Raw genomic sequence first — 16,579 nt, 5'->3', positions numbered from 1 at the left:
GAGGTTCAACCATGGCTGAAGTACTGGTCACCGGCGGCTCGGGCTACATCGGCAGCTGGTGCGTGCTCGCACTGCTGGCCGAAGGGCACACGGTCCGCACCACGGTGCGCGACCTGAAGAAGGAGCCCGAGGTGCGGGCGATGCTGAGCGCCGGCGGGGCGCCCGAGGACGCGAAGCTCACCGTCCTGCGGGCGGACCTGCAGCAGGACGCCGGCTGGCGCGAGGCGGTGGCAGGCTGCGACTACGTGCTGCACGTCGCCTCCCCGACGCTGACCAGCGTGCCGAAGAACGACGACGAGATGGTCGTGCCCGCCCGCGACGGCGTCCTGCGCGTGCTGCGGGCCGCGCGCGAGGCCGGGGTGAAGCGGGTCGTGCTGACCTCGGCGTTCGGGGCGATCGGCATGGGGCACCCCGAGAAGTCGCGGGTGTTCACCGAAGCCGACTGGTCCGATGTGGACGCCGGGATCCCGCCGTACCAGAAGTCCAAGACCTTGGCCGAGAAAGCGGCGTGGCAGTTCGTCGCCGAGCACGGCGGGATCGAGCTGGCCGTCGTCAACCCCGTCGGCGTGTTCGGGCCGGTGCTCGGCTCCGACTACTCGCCGTCGCTGGGCCTGATCCGGCGGATGCTGGCCGGGCAGATGCCCGCGCTGCCGAAGTTCGGCATGGGGTACGTGGACGTCCGCGACGTCGCGGACCTGCACCTGCGGGCGATGACCGACCCCGCCGCGGCGGGCGAGCGGTTCCTCGCGATCTCCGGCCACAGCCTGTGGGTGCGCGAGATCGCGGCGATCCTGCGCGACCGCCTCGGCGACCGGGCGTCGAAGGTACCCACGCGCGAACTGCCGGTGTGGACGGCGCGAGCCCTCGCGCGCATCAACCCCCGAATGCGCATCCTCGGCCCTCAGCTGGGCCGCGACTACGACGCCACGTCGGAGAAGGCCCAGCGGGTGCTGGGCTGGTCACCGCGGCCGATCGGAGACACCATCGCCGAGACCGCGGAGAGCCTGCTCGCCCTCGACGCCGCGACGGTCTGACGGCCGCGCGCCGGGCTCAGCCCGCGACCTTCGACGGGTGCACCGAAGTGCTCCTGCGGACCACCACCGGCGCGGGCGACTACGCGATGATGCGCGTGCCGGGCCTGCTGGCACGGGCCCACCTCGCCGAGGCCCGCGCCGACTCCGCCGGCGTGCTGCGCGCGCTGTACCCGCTGACCCGGCCGGCGCCGGGTGCCGGCACCGACGAGCCCGGCCACTGGCCGTGGCCGGACATGTACGCCCAGGCCCTCGTCGTGCTCGGCCGCCTCGACGAAGCCGCCGACTTCCTTGCCCCGCACGAGAAACTGGCCGTCAAACGCGACCACGTCTCGGCCCGCGCCCGGCTCGGAGCGGTCCGCTCGCGAACGGAGCTCACAGCCCGGCGCACCCCTTCGGAGGACTGACGGCGGGTCTCAGCGCAGGACGGCCGCCAGCAGGTCGGCCCCCAGCGCCGTCACGTCGGGCACGTTGAGGGTGTAGCGGACGAACCGGCCGTGCCGGCGGGTCGTGAGCAGGCCCGCGCGGCGCAGGACGGCCAGGTGGCGGGAGACCTCCGGCGGCGAGAGTTCCCAGGCGTGGGCCAGTTCGCTGGTGGTGTGCGGGCCGCGGGCCAGGGTGCGCAGCAGCCGCAGCCGGACCGGGTGCGCGAGCGCCTCCAGCCGCAGCGTGACCGTCTCCAGCGAAACCGGCTTCGGCGGGCTCGCCTCGGCGACGGGGTACTGCAGCACCGGCTGCCACCCGCGCGCGTGGACCGCCACCAGGTGCGGGCGGCCGAAGACGCTGGGCACGAAGGTGACGCCGCGGCCGGCCGTCGCGTTGTCCTGCAGCTTGTCGACGACGATGCTGGTGCCGTCGGGCGCCAGGGTCACGGCGCCGGAGACCGACGCGAGGGCCGCCCCGATGCCCTGGCGCTTCAGCAGGTCGTTCTTGAGCCGCAGGTCGGTGGCGAGCTGCCCGGCGATGCCCGTCCAAGCCGCGTCGAAGAAGGCCTCGGCGCACTGTTCGAGGGTGTCGCGCACCCGCGCCCGCACGGCGGCCGGGTCCGCGAGCAGCCGTTCTGCGAAGGCCTCCTGGAGCGCGCCGCGGGCTTGGGCGAGGTCCAGGGCTCGCTCGCGCACCGTCGCGTCGGCGAGCGGTGACGGCCCGGCGAAGTGGACCCGGTTGCTGCCGCACGTGGTGATGAGCGCGGCGGTCACGTAGGTTTCGTCGTCGATCCGGTCGACGTCGTCCAGCTCTTCGACGAGGGTCGGCCGGGGACGCGCGGGCACCAGGAAGTCGGCTCGCGAGGAACGCCAGAGGAACTCCGCCTCCTTGAGCCGCTCGGCCAGCTCCGGCCGCAGCCCGGCCCAGACGTCCCCGGCCCAGCCGGCGAGCTGCGGGTGGTGCCCGGGTTCGGCCAGCACGTGCAGCATCGCGGTCAGCTCGGCCAGCGGCGAGGCGGCGAACCGCAGCCGCCCCGGCGGCAGGCCGCCGATGTCGATCCTCAACGTCACCCCGTCATTCTCGCTGGTCGGACGGCCGATGACCGCGCCGGTTGACGGTGTCCGTCAATCGACGAGGCCAGGGCGGCGGCCGGCCGCACCGTGGACGCCATGGCAACCCTCACCAAGATCCGGCCTCGTGCCCTGGTCCGTGCCTCCGGCGGGCCCCGCTATGCCGTCGCGCTGGTCGTGGACGCGCTCGGCACCGGCATGCTGCGGCCGTTCCTGCTGCTCTACGGGGTGACGGTGCTGAGGCTGTCCCCGTCGGTGACGGGCATCGCCATGACGGCCGGCGTCGTCACGGGCCTGGTGTGCATGCCGGCGGTCGGCCGGTGGCTGGACCGGGGCGCGCGCAGCACGGTCGTGGCGGCGTCGATGCTGGTGCGGGTGCTGGGTGTGGCGCTGCTGCTGGCCGCGCCACCGGGGCACGTCTGGCTGTTCACGACGGCGGCGCTCTTCCTGGGCATCGGCAACCAGGCGTGGCCGGCCGCCCACGCGGCCCTGGTGGCCACGGTCGCCCACGGCCGCGAACGCGACGCGGCCCTCGCGGGCGGGCGAGCGTTGCGCAACGCCGGCCTGGGTGTGGGCGCGCTGATCGCGACGGCGTGCCTGGCGGGCGGCACCACGGCGTTGCAGGTGCTGGCGGCCTGCACCGGGCTGGCGTACCTGGCCGCGGCGACGTTGGCGTGGTCGGTCCACCTCCAAGCCCACCCGAGCACGACCCGGCCCGAGGACGACGGCCCCGCACCCCGGATGCGCGCGCTGCTGGCGGCCAACGTGATCTACGTGTTCTGCCTCAACGTCCCTGAAATCGCACTGCCGCTGGTCCTGCTGACCGAGCTGCACGCGTCCCCGGTGTGGGCGGCGGCGATCTTCGTGGCGAACACGGTGCTGGTGGTCACCCTGCAGGTGCCAGTCACGGTCTTGCTGTCCCGCTTTGCCCGGCGGACGGTGCTGTCGCTGGCCGGGGTGGTGATCGCGGCGTCGTATCTGGGTTTCCTGGCGGCCACGTCGTGGGGAGGCTGGGGTGCCGCGGCGGTGGCGGCGGTGTCTGTGGTGTGCACTCTTGGCGAGATCGTCTACGCGGGCAGTGCCACGGCGCTCGTCGCTGCTCTTGCTCCGGCTCCGGTCTTGGGTCGCGCTCTGGCGCGGTTTCAGCTGTCCACGGGCTTTGGTCTGGCTGTGTCTCCGGCTGTTATCACGAGTCTTGCGTCTCAGGGTTCGGTTGTTCTCTGGGGAAGTCTTGCCGCTGCGACGCTGGTGTCCGCGTCGGCCGTTGCGACCGAGAAGTGAGCGCTCGGCCCGCGATAGAACGTCAGCTGCAGGTCTTCGTCGGGTGGGCAACTCGGTATGCACCCGTCGTCGCCCGCGGCGGTCAGCGCTTGGGCGGTGCAGGCGATGAAGGCTTCGTCGACGTCCAAGTCAGCCGGGCGGCAAGAACTGCATCGCGGTACTGCGTCGCGGTGTGCCGCACATCACTCACGCCGGACAAACCAGTAGCGGACGAAAGGCCCATTGAGCAGGATCAACCCCCGTGCTCTCCGATCTGTGGCCTCAGTACGGCCTCGCCATCCTCACGCCGCGGCTCGAGCTTCGGCTCCCTCGCGACGACGAACTGGCGGACCTCGCCCACCTCGCCGCCATCGGGGTGCACGCCCCAGATGAACGTCCGTTCCTGACGCCCTGGACCGACGGCGGCCCCGACGAACGCGCACGGTTAGTGCTCCAGGGCCACTGGAGCAGGCTCGCAAACTGGACCGTCGAAGCCTGGCAACTAGGCCTGGGCGTCTTTCGCGACGGTGACCCGCTCGGCGTCGTCACGCTCCGGGCGCGCGACTTCACGGTCGTCCGGGAGGTCACGACCTCCGCGTGGCTGGGCTTGGCCCACCAGCGCAAGGGCTACGGCACCGAGGCCCGCGCCGGGCTGCTGACGCTCGCCTTCGACCACCTCCGCGCGCGGGCCGCGCTCACCGAGGTGTTCCAGGACAACCACGCGTCGCAAGGAGTATCCCGCCGGCTCGGCTACGAGCCCGACGGCATCTCCGTAGACGCCCGAGGCGACGAGGCCCTCGTCTCCGACCGGCTACGGCTCACGCGGGACACGTGGACCCGGCAGGCGCGAACCGGCACCCGGGTGGAAGGCGTGACGGCCTGCCTGCCGATGTTCGGCCTCTGACCAGCACCGCTCAGAACAGCGTCGCCGGCTCGATCGGCTCCGGCTCGGGCAGTGGGTCGAGGCCCGGTACCAGCGCTCGCACGTCCGCGTGGAAACGGCGGGCGAGCGCCGGGGCGTCGTTGTTGTCGGGGGTGTGCACGAACACCGTCGGCGATCGGCCCTCGCGCAGCCAGCCGGCCACCTCCTCCGTCCACGGCCGCCAGCCCCCGACCGTCTCCTCGACCGAATCCCGGCCCAGGTAGCGGACGATCGGCTGGTCGGTCAGTGCCCGCGTCCGCCGGGGGAGCCGCGGTTTCTTGCCCCACGCCTCCTGCTCGGCCTCGCTGGTCGGCGGGGTCCGGAAGAAGACCGTCGTGTCGAACGGCACCCACTCGGCGTCCGCGCCGGCGAGCGCCCCCTCCAGCAGCGACGTCGACGCGGCGTCGGTGAAGAACTCCGGGTGACGCACCTCCACGGCGCGCCGGCGGTCGGCGGGGAGCCGGCGCAGGAAGCGGACGAGGGCGTCGACGTCCGCGGGGCCGAACGAGCCGGGCAGCTGCGTCCACAGGACCGCGCGTTCGCCGAGCGGTTCGATCGCGTCCAGGAACGCCCGCATCTCCGTCTCGACCCCGGCGAACCGGCGCTCGTGCGTGACGACCTTGGGCACCTTGACCACGAACCGGAAGCCGGGGTCGGTCTGCTCCGCCCACGTCACGACGGTGCTCCGGGCGGGAGTCGCGTAGAAGGTGGTGTTGCCCTCGACGGCGTTGCACCAGCCGGCGTAGGCCCGCAGCCGTTCCTTGGCCGGCAGCGGCTGCGGCAGGAACCGCCCGGGCCACGCCTTGTGGGTCCACATCGCGCAGCCGACGTGAAGACGTCCCACCGGCGTCACCTCCCCTCGATCGTAAATGAAAACTACTACCCGGCCCGCGGCCTTTACCCTCGACGGGTGGACGACGCTTCGACGCGAATGGCGCTCTCGATCGCGAGAGCTGCCGAACACCGCGGTTGCTTCGCGCCCGCCGACTGGCCGGACGTCGCGGTCAGCCTGCTGCTGGAAGGCAACGACGATCCGGAGATCGCCGAACTGGCCGGCCTCAGCCGCCGGGTGAACGGGTGGGACACCGAACCGCTGGTGGCCGCCGTGTGCGAGCGGCACGGGATCTCGCCCCTCGGCGCGGACGAGGCGACCGATCTCCTCGCCCGCCTGCTGGCCGACGACCTCCGCGCCCGGCCGGCCGCGGTCACCGCACCGATGATCCGCGCGCTGGCCCGGCTCGCGCCCCCGGACTTCGCCTCGGACCTGGCCAGCCGATGCTTCGCCGCGGAGGAGTACCTGGACTGCGGCTGCGCCCAGCCCGACTTCGACCTCGAGGCGGAACTGCGACGGTCGCCGACGCTGCGACTGCCCGCCGCCGTCGTCGAGGCCCTCGCGCGACCGCTGCGCCCGACTCAACCCGCTCGCGGGCACTAGCCGACGCATGGAAGACCTGAACACGCGGCTGGTGCGTCGATTCGGTCCCGAGGCCGAAGCCTGGCTCGCCGACGTCCCGGCCCTCGCCGCGCGGCTGGCCTCGCGATGGGGACTCGTGCTCGGTGAGATGTTCGGCAGTGGGGCCTCCTCGGTCGTCTTCCGCTGTCGGCCGCCTGACGGGACGCCGGCCGTTCTCAAGCTCAGTCTCGACCGCACATTGCTGGCCAGGCAAGAAGAAATGGCACGCCTGTTCGCGCCGTCGGGGCGGGTGCCGGCCGTGTTGTGCGCCGACGCGGACGCCGGGGCGATGGTCATGGAGGAGGTCCTCCCCGGCACCGAAGCCGAAGACCTGCCACCGGCATCGCTGCCGCAGCTATGGGGCGACCTGCTCGCCGACCTGCACGCGGTCACCCCGCCCGCGCGATGGCCGTGGGATCTGCGGGGGCGGTGCGACGAGGCGTTCGCCCGGATTGGCCGGCGACTGGCCGAACCCGCCATCGGCGCGCGGATCAGCCGCGCCGACTGGCAGCGGGCGATCCGGCGCTGCGAGGCATTGCTGGACACTCAGCACAGAATCGTCCTGCTGCACGGCGATCTCCACCTCGGCAACGTCCTCGACGGCGGCCCGTCGCGGGGCCTGGTCGCGATCGATCCGAAGGCGTGCCTGGGTGATCCGTGCTTCGACGCCGTCGACTACGTCGTCGCCGGTGCCGGGCACGAGGGTGTCGACGCGCGTTGCCAGCAGGTCGCGCGCGCATGCGGGCTCGACGGGGACCGGTTGTTCGCCTGGAGCCGGGTGATCGCGCCGATGTTCGCCATCGCCCACCTCACGAACGGCGGTCCCGAAGCGACGATCGACGAACTCCTCACTCTGTCCTTCGGCTGAGGTCCGCCAGTTCGGCGGTGCACATCATGAGCGTGCGGGTCGGCAGGTGCCGGAGGTAGTGGTCCACATCGGCCCCCAGCACGAACACGTGCAGCGACAACCCGCTCTCGTGACACGACTCGACGGCCTGGCGCAGCGCGGCCAGCACCGCCGGGTGCCGGGTACGGTACGACGACGCGACGAGGTGGTTGCCGCGGTCCGCGGCGAGGTAGAACTGGATCAGGTCCTTGGTGCCGATGAACAGCTCGCTGGCTCCCGCGGCGCGGAACCCGGCCGTCGAGTGCACGGCGGCCGGGGTTTCGAGGAAGACGCCGAGGGGTGTGTCACCGGTCAGGCCGAGGTGCTGCCGCAGCCTCAGGAACTCCTCCTCGTCGTTGATGAACGGCACCGCGAAGCCGACGCGATCCGCGTCCCAGCCGAGACGGTCCTGCAGGTACGCGCGCAGTGCCCGGAACGCGCGCGGATAACGCTCCTCCGCCAGTAGCCACCGGGCGCCGTGGAGACCGAGCTCCGGGTTGGGTTCCGCCGGCACCGTCACCCCGGTCGTGATCCGGGCGGCGTCGTCCGAACGGAGGTCGAGCAGCCTCATGACCAGGCGCTGGCCGGGGAGGAGCTCCTTCACCATCGAGCACAGCTCCGAGGCGATCGCTTCGCCGTACCGCTCGGCCTCGCGATCCCCGGCCCGGAGCGCGTCGACCGGGCTCAGATCGGCGGCGAAGCAGACGAACTCCTCGCGGACGAAGAAGCAGCTCGCCTGCTCGACGCGCGGCACGAGGTCGTTCGTGGACCGGATGTCGGCGGCGTCGGCGATGACCACGCAGATCGACTCCAGGTCGTCGACGCCGGTACCCGGGACTCGCGCCGGCCGCGGCGCGACGTCGACACCGCCGAGGACGACCGACTCGCGATCGACCCGGATGGTGACTTCGCCGGCGAACACGGCCGCGTCGAACTCGTCGACGCGCAAAACGGGGATTCCCCGCGAGCGGCACAGCGACTGCATGTGGCCGGTCCGGCCGCCTCGGGCGCAGATCACGGCGGACGAGACGACGATGGCGTCGTAGCAGTCGGGGCTCAGCGTCTCGACCACCAGAATGGCGCCCTCGACCGGTTTCCCGGTGGGGTTGCAGACACCGCGAACGCTCGCTCGTGGCGAGCCGACGAGCAGGGAACCCGGTATCTCACGCAAGCCCGGCCGAGGCATCACACCAGGCTGAACGACCATCCGCCGCCGGCGCGTCTTCCCCCTTGCGGCTCCCGGTGGTCCACTGTGGACACTCAGCCGAGCGACTCCACCGGCTCGTCGAGCCCGAGCAGGCCACGGAGTTCGCGCGGGGTGACGGACAGGTCGTTGAGCTTCGTCATGGCGGCCGTGTTCACGGCGGTTCGCACGCCGCGATCGGTCCCGCCGGAGGTGTCACCCCTGAGGCTCGCCTCGAGCCGGGTCGTCAGTGCGTCCCGGTCGCGCTTGCGGCGCGCGGTCAGCCGACGCACCTCGAGCATGACCGAACGGGAGAACGGCTCCCCCGCCCCGAGGTCCTCGGCACGCTCGCCGTAGCACGATTCGAGCCGGCGCAGCACGGTCGCGGCGACGCCGACCGAATGGTTCTTGATCGCGGCGAGGTTGAACGTGAACGCGCCGATCCGGCCGTACCGGACGATCTCGTCACCCTCGCGCGGACCGCCGATCACGGAGATCGGGCCGGACGCCGCCCCGGACGGTCCGAGGAGGGCACCCGACGCGTCGACCTCCACGCCGCGCCCGGTCCGCCGGTGCCGCACGGCGATCTCCTTGCGCAGAAGGGCCGCCCAGAGCGCCGACCCGGTCCGGCCGTAGTCCGGCTCCCGCCCGAAGTTCGAGATCACGAGGTCCGCTTCGAGCGTCCGCGCCGGCGACCCGGCCACCGACACCCTCAGTGTGCCGGCCTCGGCGCCGACGATCCGGTCCACCTTCCCGGTGACGAGGGTGATCGGCCCGCCGCCGTCGATCGCAGCGTCGACGATCCCGGTCGTGTACGCGACCGCGCCGACCCGCAGGGTGGCCAGCAGCGTCCCGTACTGGTCGAGCAGGGCCCGCAGGTCGGCGGCGGGGATCCGGGCCAGCACCGCGGGCAGGTGGGGTTCCCACGCTTTCGAGACCCGTTCCGCCACGACCACCGGCGCCACCTCCGGGTGTTCGCGGACGACGCTCGCGCACGCCCGTTCCCATTCGGCCGTGACGCGCCGAAGCAGGGCTTCGCGGCCCTCGTAGCTTTCGCTGTGCAGCCGCGGGGCGGGCAGGCCGAGAACGCGGTGCCGGTGGTCCGGCGGGTAGGTCCGCAGCATCCGGCCCGACCGGGAGATCATCGCGATCTTTCCCGTGTGGCCACGCCGCAGCAGCAGCGCGGCCGAGTCGTACGCGGTGAGCAGCGTGCCGATGATGGCGACCGTGGCGTCCTTCCGGATGCCGAGAATGCGCGCGGTTCCCGCTTCGGAATAGGGGTGCCGCACGAAGGACGGGTGGTTCGTCACGTCGGTCGCGAACGGAAGGTCCCGTTCTTCGAGGCCCGTCGCGACGACGACGTGGTCGGCGCGGAGAGTCACGCGGTCGGGTTCGGTACCGTTGTGCGGCAAGGAGAACCGGTCGACGACGACGTGCGCGTCGCCGGCGCCGATCGCCACATCGACGACTTCACCGTCGGCTTCGACCAGGGTCACGCCGTCCGCCGCTTCGCGCGCGGCTTCGGCGAGGCGGCCCGCGAGGTAGTCGGCGTAGATCCGGCGCGGCGCGGGCCCGGACTCGGTGAACGTGAAGCCGCTCCACTGCGCGGGCCAGCCGGTGCGGTCGGCCTCGGTGTTCGCCCAGGACAGGAAATCGTCGACGTCCTCACGGAACATCGACATCCGGCCGGCCTGGATGTTGAAGACGTGGTGCCAGTGGTTGCCCGCCCGGTGGTAGGCCACGCCGGCGCTGCGGTACTCGGGATGCCGCTCGATCAGCAGAACCTGCAGGGGTTCTCGCGCGAACTGGAGGAGCCTGACCGCGGTGGCGGTCCCGCCCAAGCCCGCGCCGACGATGACCACCCTGCGAAAACCGTCCGAGAACCGCATCTGTGCCACTCCTGCGCTTCGACAGCGAGCGATGAGATTACCTGGTGCCGCCCCGGATACGCGGCGTCCGATCGTGTCCGCGCATTCACCCGACCGGGGGCGAATCGGTCACCGGCCGGTCGTCGCCCCGGTGGCGGACGCGATGAGGGTCATCGGCCAGCGGATATCTTCGGTCGTTTCCTGGAGAATCGACACCCCGTCCCCGTGCGAACCGGTGAACCGGCCGCCGGTGGCGAGGCAGTTGCGAACCAGGGAAAGCAGTTCGTCATTCGCGAACCCCGGTTGAAGGTCGCGCTCCCAGAGTTTCAGCGCGTGCAGCGCCGCGCGTCGCGAGACGTCCGGGTTCTCCGCGTACCAGTGCCCGCCCATTCTGCTTTGGGGCGCGTCGCCGGGCGACGGCACACGCCGGCCGAGCCGCTTCTGCCGCACGCGCGCGTTCGTGTACTGAGTGGCCTCCGCGCGCCACACCGCGCGGCTGGCCTCCAGCTCCTCCAGCGCACGCACCAGCGCCCGCTCGTGCCGCTGGTACGGCCCGGCCAGCTCCTCGAGAAAGCTCAACGTCGCCCGGTGGCCGATCGGGTGGTACAGACTCACGCACGAACACAGCGCCGCGACCCGCCGGCCGTGCGCGAGCCGTCCGTCACGCACCCTCCGCGCCCGCTCTCCGAACCCCATCAGCCGACCCTACCCACCGGCGCGCTCGAGCTACGGGCCGTCCCGATCTCCGCCGCGCCTCGACGGCCGCCCCTCGCCCTCGATGGGCTTCGGCCTGCTGCCGAAGATCGGACGCGCCGCCGAGCCGGGCGGCTCGCTCGTCGCGCTCGGCGGCGCGGTCGTGCGTCAGTGCGGCGCGCAGCAGTCCCTTCCGGGCCCGGACCCACGCGGCCCGCTCACGCTGCTGTGCCTCGAAGAGCGCGGCCGCGGGCCTCGACTACGGGGCCGCCCTCATCCCGCGACGAAGAGCGGGGGCACCGGATTTCCGGTGCCCCCGCTCCCCTGTCTCCCGCGAACCGTCAGACGGTGTGCGGGCTGTGCGCGACGGTGTTCCAGCCCGAGGCGTGGACGCCGGCGTCGCCGCCGTTGCCCGCCCAGCCGGAGTTCCCGCCGGTGGTGGTGCTGTCGTTCCCGGCGTCACCGGTCCAGCCGGTGGCACCCGTCGTGCCCGAGTCGCCCGAGGTCACCGCGGTGTGCGACTTCGTGCCACCCTGGTGCCAGCCACCGCAGTGGTGGCGGCCCGGCTGCTCGTGCCCGCGGGCCGACGTGACGGCGGTGTTGCCGCCGGTCGAGCCCGAGTCACCCGAGTTGCCGGACATGCCGCTCACCGCGTTGTCGCGGCTGGTGGCGTTCCCGGCGTCGCCGGAACTGCCACCGTTGCCGCCCTTGGCTGCGCCGGACACGGCACCCAGGACGCCCTGCTGGTGCCGGTTCCAGCTGCTGCCACCGGCGTTCGTGCCGGACGCGATCGCAGTGGCGTCGCCACCGTTGCCCGCGTTGCCGGAGTTGCCGCCGGTCGTGGTGCTCCAGTTGCCCGCGTCACCGGTCGAACCGGTGGCGCCGGTGTCACCCGAGTCGCCCGACGTCACCGTGGTGGCCGACTTCGAGCCGCTCTCGTGGTGCCAGCGGTTGCCCTGGCCACCCAGAGTCCAGACGACGGCGGTGTTGCCGCCGGTGGAACCGGAGTCGCCCGAGTCGCCGGAGTTCCCGGTCACCGCGCTGTTGTGGCTGGTGGCGTTCCCGGCGTCGCCGGAATTGCCACCGTTGCCGCCGGTGGCGGTGCCGGTGACCGAGCCCAGGACGCCCGTCTTGCCGCCCTGGTCGTGACGCTTCCAGCTGCTGCCACCGGAGTTCTTCCCGGACGCGGCCGTGGTGGCGTCGCCACCGTTGCCCGCAGTGCCGGAGTTCCCGCCGGTGGTGGTGCTGGTGTTCCAAGCGTCGCCGGTCGAACCGGTGGCGCCGGTGTTCCCGGAGTCACCCGAGGACACGGTGGTGCTGCACTGCGCCAGCACGCACAGGCCATAGGCGCTGTTGCCGCTGGTCGAACCGGAGTTCCCGGAGTCGCCCGAGTTGCCCGACACCGCGGAGTTGCCGCTGGTGGCGTTCCCGGCGTCGCCGGAATTGCCACCGGTGCCGCCCTTCGCGGTCCCGGTCACCGAGCCGAGGACGCCGCGGGCGCCCCGCGAGTCCGCGGTGTTCTTGCCCGACGCCGCCGTCGTCCCGGAGCCGCCGTGGCCGGCGTTCCCGGAGTTGCCGCCGGTGGTGGTGCTGGTGTTCGAGGCGTTCCCGGTCGACCCGGTCGCGCCCGTGTTCCCGGAGTTGCCCGAGGACACCGAGGTGCTGCACTGGGCCAGCACGCAGACGCCGTAAGCGCTGTTGCCGCCGGTCGAACCGGAGTTGCCCGAGTTGCCGGAGTTCCCGCTGACAGCGTTGTTGCCGCTGGTCGCGTTCCCGCCGGAGCCCGAGTCGCCGCCGTTACCGCCATTCGCGGTGCCGGAGACGACCGAGTGCAGCGTGGTGCCGAGCCCGCCCAGCGGGCCCTGGTTCCCGGTGTCCGCACTTGCCACCGCTGACCCCAGCAGGACGAACCCGCCGGAGATGAACGCGGCGGTCAGGCCGCGTCGCACGTACTTGTGCATGACTTCCCTTTCCTACTCTCTGTCCATTGTGGATTTTGAGGGTGGAAAGGGTTTGTCAGCTCGGATGGTCGTTGCCGTAGTACTCGAGCCAGTGCAACGACCACGCCCCGGCGGGTGGTGCCCGCCACGTGCGATCGGTACCGGGAACGGCGCTCCCGGCCGTGGTCACGGCGTACTCGCCGCCGTGCTGACCACCCGGACTCGCCGACATCGCCCCGCTCGTACCGGAGACATCGGCGGGTAGCCCGCCGCCCGAACCGGACCACGGACCGGCCACCCCGGAAATCGTCTCCCGGGTGACGTGGCGATGGTGCGCGTCCCCGTGCCCGTGCCCGGCAACGGCCGGAAGGCCCGTCACCTGGGCCGGAGAACCGGTCTCACCGGGCGCCGACGACGGTACTGGCTGCCCGGTCACCGGCGACAGCACACGGTCGGTCCCGATCGGCCGCACCACGGGTGCGGTCAGCGGAGCCGTCGCGGCCAGCACCGGCTCGGTCACCGGCGACAGCGCGTGCAGCACCGGCTCCACCGCGCGCGACACCGGCGCGACGACGGGCTCGAGCCCATCCGTCACCGGCTTCACCACCGGAGCCAAGCGCGACGTCACGGCGTGCAGCGTGCCCGCCACCGGCTCGACCACTGGAGCCACGCGCGATGCCACCGCGTGCACCGTGCCCGCCACCGGCTTCACCGCCGGAGCCAGGCTCGTTGTCACCGAATGCACCGCGCCCGCCATCGGCTCGACCACCGGAGCCACCTGCGACGTCACCACATGCACCCCGCCCACCACCGGCTCGACCGGCTTCACCACGCCATGCGCGGCGTCGCCGGCCCGATCGAGCAGGCTCGGCCGGTCCGGCGGCGGCGCTCCCGGAGAAGCGTCCGCGGCCTGCGACACGGCCAAGGCCAGCAGGGTGAACCCGAACAACGCGCCGGCCACCACGAGCACCCGCAGCAGCACCGGATGCCGGACCAGCGCGTCGTCCGTCTGGGAAGTATCCATCCATTTCACCCCCTTTCGAGTCTGGACTTCACCGTCAGTCGTGTTTCGGCGCGACAGCGATCACCGGATTGGGTCTAAATCAATGTTTTTCTTTTCACCCCAACGTGTTTACTACCTCTGAGTAGCGGGTAACTGCGTCCGTTTTCGGGTGTCCCGTCCGGACACTTCACCCACTCGGGAAATCGACCCATCCGCGGCGCGCCCGGCCCCGAACGCGCACTGTCCACGAAGGATCCGTCCCGCCGCCGGGGTCCGGCAGCGGGCAACGTCCGCCGTCCGTGCGGGCGGGTTAGGAGATCACCCGTGTTTGGCAAGCGCTATGCCGCGTCGATGATCAACCGCAGTGCCGAAAACGACCAGGACCGCCGCCGCTTCCTCAAGGCGGCCGGCATGACCGGCCTCGGGGTTGTCGGAGCGGGCGCCCTCGGCGGCCTCACCGCCGGGACCGCGTCCGCCGCCGGCGCCCGGCCCGCCGCCGCGGCAGCCGCCCCGAGCGGGGTGAGCGACGGCGCCGTCCTGAACTTCGCCCTCAACCTCGAGTACCTCGAAGCCGAGTTCTACCTGCACGCCACGACCGGCAAGGGCCTGGCCGACGCGATGACCACCGGCACCGGCACCCGCGGCGGTGTCACCGGTGGCCGCGCCGTCCGGTTCCAGACCAAGGCCGCCCGCCAGTACGCGCAGGAGATCGCCGGCGACGAGAAGGCCCACGTCCAGTTCCTGCGCACCGCGCTCGGCTCGGCCGCGGTCAGCCGCCCCGCGATCGACCTGCAGTCCAGCTTCACCGCCGCCGCCCAGGCCGCCGGCCTGGTCAAACCCGGCCAGACCTTCGACGCGTTCTCCTGCGAGGAGAACTTCCTGCTCGCCGCGTTCCTCTTCGAAGACGTCGGCGTGACGGCGTACAAGGGCGCCGCCCCGCTGATCACCAACAAGACCTACCTGGAAGCCGCGGCGGGCATCCTCGCGGTGGAGGCATACCACGCGGCCAACATCCGCAGCGCGCTCTACCAGCGTGGCGACGGCAAGGCGACCGTCAAGCTCTCGAACGCCCGCGACAGCCTCGACGGCTCGAGCGACGACGACCAGGGCGTCATCGACAGCCACGGCAACGCCAACATCGTCCCCACCGACGCCAACGGCATCGCCTACAGCCGCTCCCCCGGCCAGGTCCTCAACATCGTGTACCTGACCAACAAGGCCGCCAAGTCCGGCGGGTTCTTCCCGAAGGGCGTCAACGGCGAAGTGAACACCAGCGCCGCCAACTGACTCGGCGCTCGAACCCGGCCGGCTCGGCGATCGACCAATCCGATCGCCGGGCCGGCCCGAACCATGAACCGGGCCGGTGTCGAGGGAAGGTCGGTTTCAGCGATGGATTTCGACAACGAGCTGGCGCGGCTCACCCGCCGGGTCGCCGGGGCGGCCGAAACCACCGTCGGGCTGGGTGAGCTTCCGGACCTGCGGCACGTGCGGAACCTCGTCGCCGACGCGCTGATGTTCGGTGCGTGCCCCGGTGACCGGTTCGGCGGGGTCCTGCTCGTCATCGACGAGCTGGTCGGCAACGCCTACCGGCACGCCACCGCGGTGCGGGAACTGCACGTCACCCGCGCCGCCGGGAACCTGCTGGTCGAGGTGAGCGACCGCGATCCGGACGTCACCGCGGTGCGGGCTCTCGGCCCGGGATCGGGCCGGTTCGGCCTGCGGCTGGTGAGCCAGCTGTCCCTCGACTGGGGCATGCGCGCCGACGGCGACGGCAAGGTGGTCTGGGCACTCGTGCCGATCAGGCTCTTCCCCGCGCCTCTCGAAGGGCCGGCCGCCGCCACGACCCTGGAGTGATCCGGCGGTGGCGGCGACCGGCGGGACGCCGCCGCTGTTCGGCGTCCCCCGACGGCGGATCCCCTGCACCCCGCCGTCAGACCGGACCGCCTCCCGAGACCCGTGCAGGAAGCGGAAACACGGCCGTCGCAGCTCCCCGGGATCGAGGAACTGCGACGGCCGTTCGTTCACCGGGCCACCCGCAAGGGAAGGCTGACAGCCCGGGAGCCGGTGTTACTTGTTGGTGCCGGGGGTCAGCACCTTGTCGATCACGAAGACCGTGGCGTTCTTCGTGGGGATGTTGCCGCACAGGATCTTCGCGCCGTTGACGGTCATGTTCTCGCCCGAGCCCTCGATCTTCAGCTGACCGCCGGCGGCGTTCAGCGAGTCGAGCATGCCGGCCGACTCGAGACCCTTGGCGTCGTACCGCTTGCCGACGACGTGGTACTGCAGGATCGGCGACAGCTCGGCCGGCTTGCCCGCCAGCTCGGCGAACTTCGCGTCGCCCAGCGCGGCGAACGCCGGGTCGGCCGGCGCGAACACGGTGATCGCCGGGGCGCTGTTGAGCGTGTCGACCAGGTTGGTCGCCTTGACCGCCGCGACCAGCTTGGTCAGCAGCGGGTTCGTCGACGCCGCCGACGCGACCGGCTGCGGGCCCATCGAGTCGAGCGAACCGGGCGCGGAGCCCTGCGGCAGCTGCGAACAGGCCGGGCCGAAGACGTCGGCGTTGGTGGTCACGCCGTTGGACGCGGCGGAGTCGGCGGAAGACGACGGCGCGGCCATCGACGACGACGGAGCCGGGGCGCTGGAGCTGCCCGAGGAGGCGGTGTCGCTGCCGCTGCACGCGGTGAGGGTGAGCGCGGCGGCCGCGGTCAGGCCGATGCCGGCAATACGAAGGTTACGCACGAGAATTCACTCCAATTGATTACGCGGCTGAGGCGACCGGTTTCGGTATCCGCCTCTGTTACTGGGTATTCGGGGCTCCGAGCCGACCGGATTGGTGGATCGGAA

At 72.0% G+C, this 16,579-nt stretch carries 16 protein-coding genes; 8 read left to right on the top strand and 8 right to left on the bottom strand.

Annotated elements, in window-relative coordinates; genetic code table 11:
* The first annotated feature begins 11 nt into the window (after window positions 1-11).
* Entirely contained in the window at window positions 12-1,034 is a 1,023-nt protein-coding gene (locus tag ACZ7OU_RS26715; protein ID WP_470257197.1) for an SDR family oxidoreductase, read from the top strand.
* 47 nt (window positions 1,035-1,081) lie between these two features.
* Complete coding sequence (locus ACZ7OU_RS26710) at window positions 1,082-1,438, top strand: hypothetical protein (protein ID WP_470257196.1); 357 nt, start codon at window positions 1,082-1,084, stop codon at window positions 1,436-1,438.
* Window positions 1,439-1,447: 9 nt separating this feature from the next.
* Here the strand turns inward: ACZ7OU_RS26710 and ACZ7OU_RS26705 are convergent, their stop codons facing one another.
* Complete coding sequence (locus ACZ7OU_RS26705) at window positions 1,448-2,527, bottom strand: DUF5937 family protein (protein WP_470257195.1); 1,080 nt, start codon at window positions 2,525-2,527, stop codon at window positions 1,448-1,450.
* Window positions 2,528-2,626: 99 nt separating this feature from the next.
* On the opposite strand from ACZ7OU_RS26705, the gene ACZ7OU_RS26700 reads away from it, so the two are divergent.
* Window positions 2,627-3,808, top strand: coding sequence for an MFS transporter (locus tag ACZ7OU_RS26700; RefSeq protein ID WP_470257194.1), 1,182 nt, complete (start codon window positions 2,627-2,629; stop codon window positions 3,806-3,808).
* Window positions 3,809-4,049: 241 nt separating this feature from the next.
* Window positions 4,050-4,691 (top strand): GNAT family N-acetyltransferase, encoded by a 642-nt coding sequence (locus tag ACZ7OU_RS26695; protein ID WP_470257193.1) that lies wholly within the window; start codon window positions 4,050-4,052, stop codon window positions 4,689-4,691.
* A 10-nt stretch (window positions 4,692-4,701) separates the two neighbouring features.
* Here ACZ7OU_RS26695 and ACZ7OU_RS26690 read toward each other — a convergent pair whose 3' ends face one another.
* Window positions 4,702-5,526: a DUF72 domain-containing protein gene (locus ACZ7OU_RS26690; protein ID WP_470257658.1), complete on the bottom strand. Its 825-nt coding sequence runs from the start codon at window positions 5,524-5,526 to the stop codon at window positions 4,702-4,704.
* A 93-nt stretch (window positions 5,527-5,619) separates the two neighbouring features.
* Between ACZ7OU_RS26690 and ACZ7OU_RS26685 the strand changes: the two genes are divergently transcribed.
* Window positions 5,620-6,144, top strand: a complete 525-nt coding sequence (locus ACZ7OU_RS26685; RefSeq protein ID WP_470257192.1) for a hypothetical protein — start codon at window positions 5,620-5,622, stop codon at window positions 6,142-6,144.
* A 7-nt stretch (window positions 6,145-6,151) separates the two neighbouring features.
* Window positions 6,152-7,030 (top strand): aminoglycoside phosphotransferase family protein, encoded by an 879-nt coding sequence (locus ACZ7OU_RS26680; RefSeq protein WP_470257191.1) that lies wholly within the window; start codon window positions 6,152-6,154, stop codon window positions 7,028-7,030.
* Here the strand turns inward: ACZ7OU_RS26680 and ACZ7OU_RS26675 are convergent.
* From ACZ7OU_RS26675 to ACZ7OU_RS26655, 5 genes are all read right to left on the bottom strand, one after another.
* Window positions 7,011-8,234, bottom strand: coding sequence for a putative PEP-binding protein (locus ACZ7OU_RS26675; protein ID WP_470257190.1), 1,224 nt, complete (start codon window positions 8,232-8,234; stop codon window positions 7,011-7,013). The two genes, ACZ7OU_RS26680 and ACZ7OU_RS26675, sit on opposite strands and share 20 nt — an antisense overlap.
* Before the next feature lie 74 nt (window positions 8,235-8,308).
* Window positions 8,309-10,120: an FAD/NAD(P)-binding protein gene (locus ACZ7OU_RS26670; protein ID WP_470257189.1), complete on the bottom strand. Its 1,812-nt coding sequence runs from the start codon at window positions 10,118-10,120 to the stop codon at window positions 8,309-8,311.
* A gap of 108 nt (window positions 10,121-10,228) precedes the next feature.
* Complete coding sequence (locus ACZ7OU_RS26665) at window positions 10,229-10,795, bottom strand: hypothetical protein (RefSeq protein WP_470257188.1); 567 nt, start codon at window positions 10,793-10,795, stop codon at window positions 10,229-10,231.
* Between the two features lie 338 nt (window positions 10,796-11,133).
* On the bottom strand, window positions 11,134-12,753 hold the full coding sequence (locus ACZ7OU_RS26660) for a beta strand repeat-containing protein (RefSeq protein WP_470257187.1): 1,620 nt from the start codon (window positions 12,751-12,753) through the stop codon (window positions 11,134-11,136).
* Window positions 12,754-12,808: 55 nt separating this feature from the next.
* The gene (locus ACZ7OU_RS26655) at window positions 12,809-13,756 is read right to left on the bottom strand and encodes a hypothetical protein (protein WP_470257186.1); all 948 of its coding nucleotides are present in this window, start codon (window positions 13,754-13,756) and stop codon (window positions 12,809-12,811) included.
* A 303-nt stretch (window positions 13,757-14,059) separates the two neighbouring features.
* Between ACZ7OU_RS26655 and ACZ7OU_RS26650 the strand changes: the two genes are divergently transcribed.
* Window positions 14,060-15,022 carry a ferritin-like domain-containing protein gene (locus tag ACZ7OU_RS26650; RefSeq protein WP_470257185.1) on the top strand — a complete coding sequence of 321 codons (963 nt, stop codon included), beginning with the start codon at window positions 14,060-14,062 and terminating at the stop codon, window positions 15,020-15,022.
* Between the two features lie 102 nt (window positions 15,023-15,124).
* The gene (locus ACZ7OU_RS26645) at window positions 15,125-15,589 is read left to right on the top strand and encodes an ATP-binding protein (RefSeq protein ID WP_470257184.1); all 465 of its coding nucleotides are present in this window, start codon (window positions 15,125-15,127) and stop codon (window positions 15,587-15,589) included.
* A gap of 213 nt (window positions 15,590-15,802) precedes the next feature.
* On the opposite strand, the gene ACZ7OU_RS26640 is transcribed toward ACZ7OU_RS26645, so the two are convergent.
* Window positions 15,803-16,474: a fasciclin domain-containing protein gene (locus tag ACZ7OU_RS26640; protein ID WP_470237361.1), complete on the bottom strand. Its 672-nt coding sequence runs from the start codon at window positions 16,472-16,474 to the stop codon at window positions 15,803-15,805.
* Between the last annotated feature and the right edge of the window lie 105 nt (window positions 16,475-16,579).

It is taken from the genome of Amycolatopsis sp. NPDC114505, from assembly GCF_055633615.1.
Note: the sequence above shows the minus strand (reverse complement) of the source record. Positions and strands in the feature narration are given on the sequence as shown.

Excerpts from the sequence above, each read along its gene's own strand:
- ACZ7OU_RS26715 (WP_470257197.1), top strand. The coding sequence starts at position 12 with ATGGCTGAAGTACTGGTCACCGGCGGCTCGGGCTACATCGGCAGCTGG.
- ACZ7OU_RS26700 (WP_470257194.1), top strand. The coding sequence starts at position 2,627 with ATGGCAACCCTCACCAAGATCCGGCCTCGTGCCCTGGTCCGTGCCTCC.
- ACZ7OU_RS26690 (WP_470257658.1), bottom strand. The coding sequence starts at position 5,526 with ATGTGGACCCACAAGGCGTGGCCCGGGCGGTTCCTGCCGCAGCCGCTG.
- ACZ7OU_RS26680 (WP_470257191.1), top strand. The coding sequence starts at position 6,152 with ATGGAAGACCTGAACACGCGGCTGGTGCGTCGATTCGGTCCCGAGGCC.
- ACZ7OU_RS26675 (WP_470257190.1), bottom strand. The coding sequence starts at position 8,234 with ATGCCTCGGCCGGGCTTGCGTGAGATACCGGGTTCCCTGCTCGTCGGC.
- ACZ7OU_RS26670 (WP_470257189.1), bottom strand. The coding sequence starts at position 10,120 with ATGCGGTTCTCGGACGGTTTTCGCAGGGTGGTCATCGTCGGCGCGGGC.
- ACZ7OU_RS26665 (WP_470257188.1), bottom strand. The coding sequence starts at position 10,795 with ATGGGGTTCGGAGAGCGGGCGCGGAGGGTGCGTGACGGACGGCTCGCG.
- ACZ7OU_RS26660 (WP_470257187.1), bottom strand. The coding sequence starts at position 12,753 with ATGCACAAGTACGTGCGACGCGGCCTGACCGCCGCGTTCATCTCCGGC.
- ACZ7OU_RS26655 (WP_470257186.1), bottom strand. The coding sequence starts at position 13,756 with ATGGATACTTCCCAGACGGACGACGCGCTGGTCCGGCATCCGGTGCTG.
- ACZ7OU_RS26645 (WP_470257184.1), top strand. The coding sequence starts at position 15,125 with ATGGATTTCGACAACGAGCTGGCGCGGCTCACCCGCCGGGTCGCCGGG.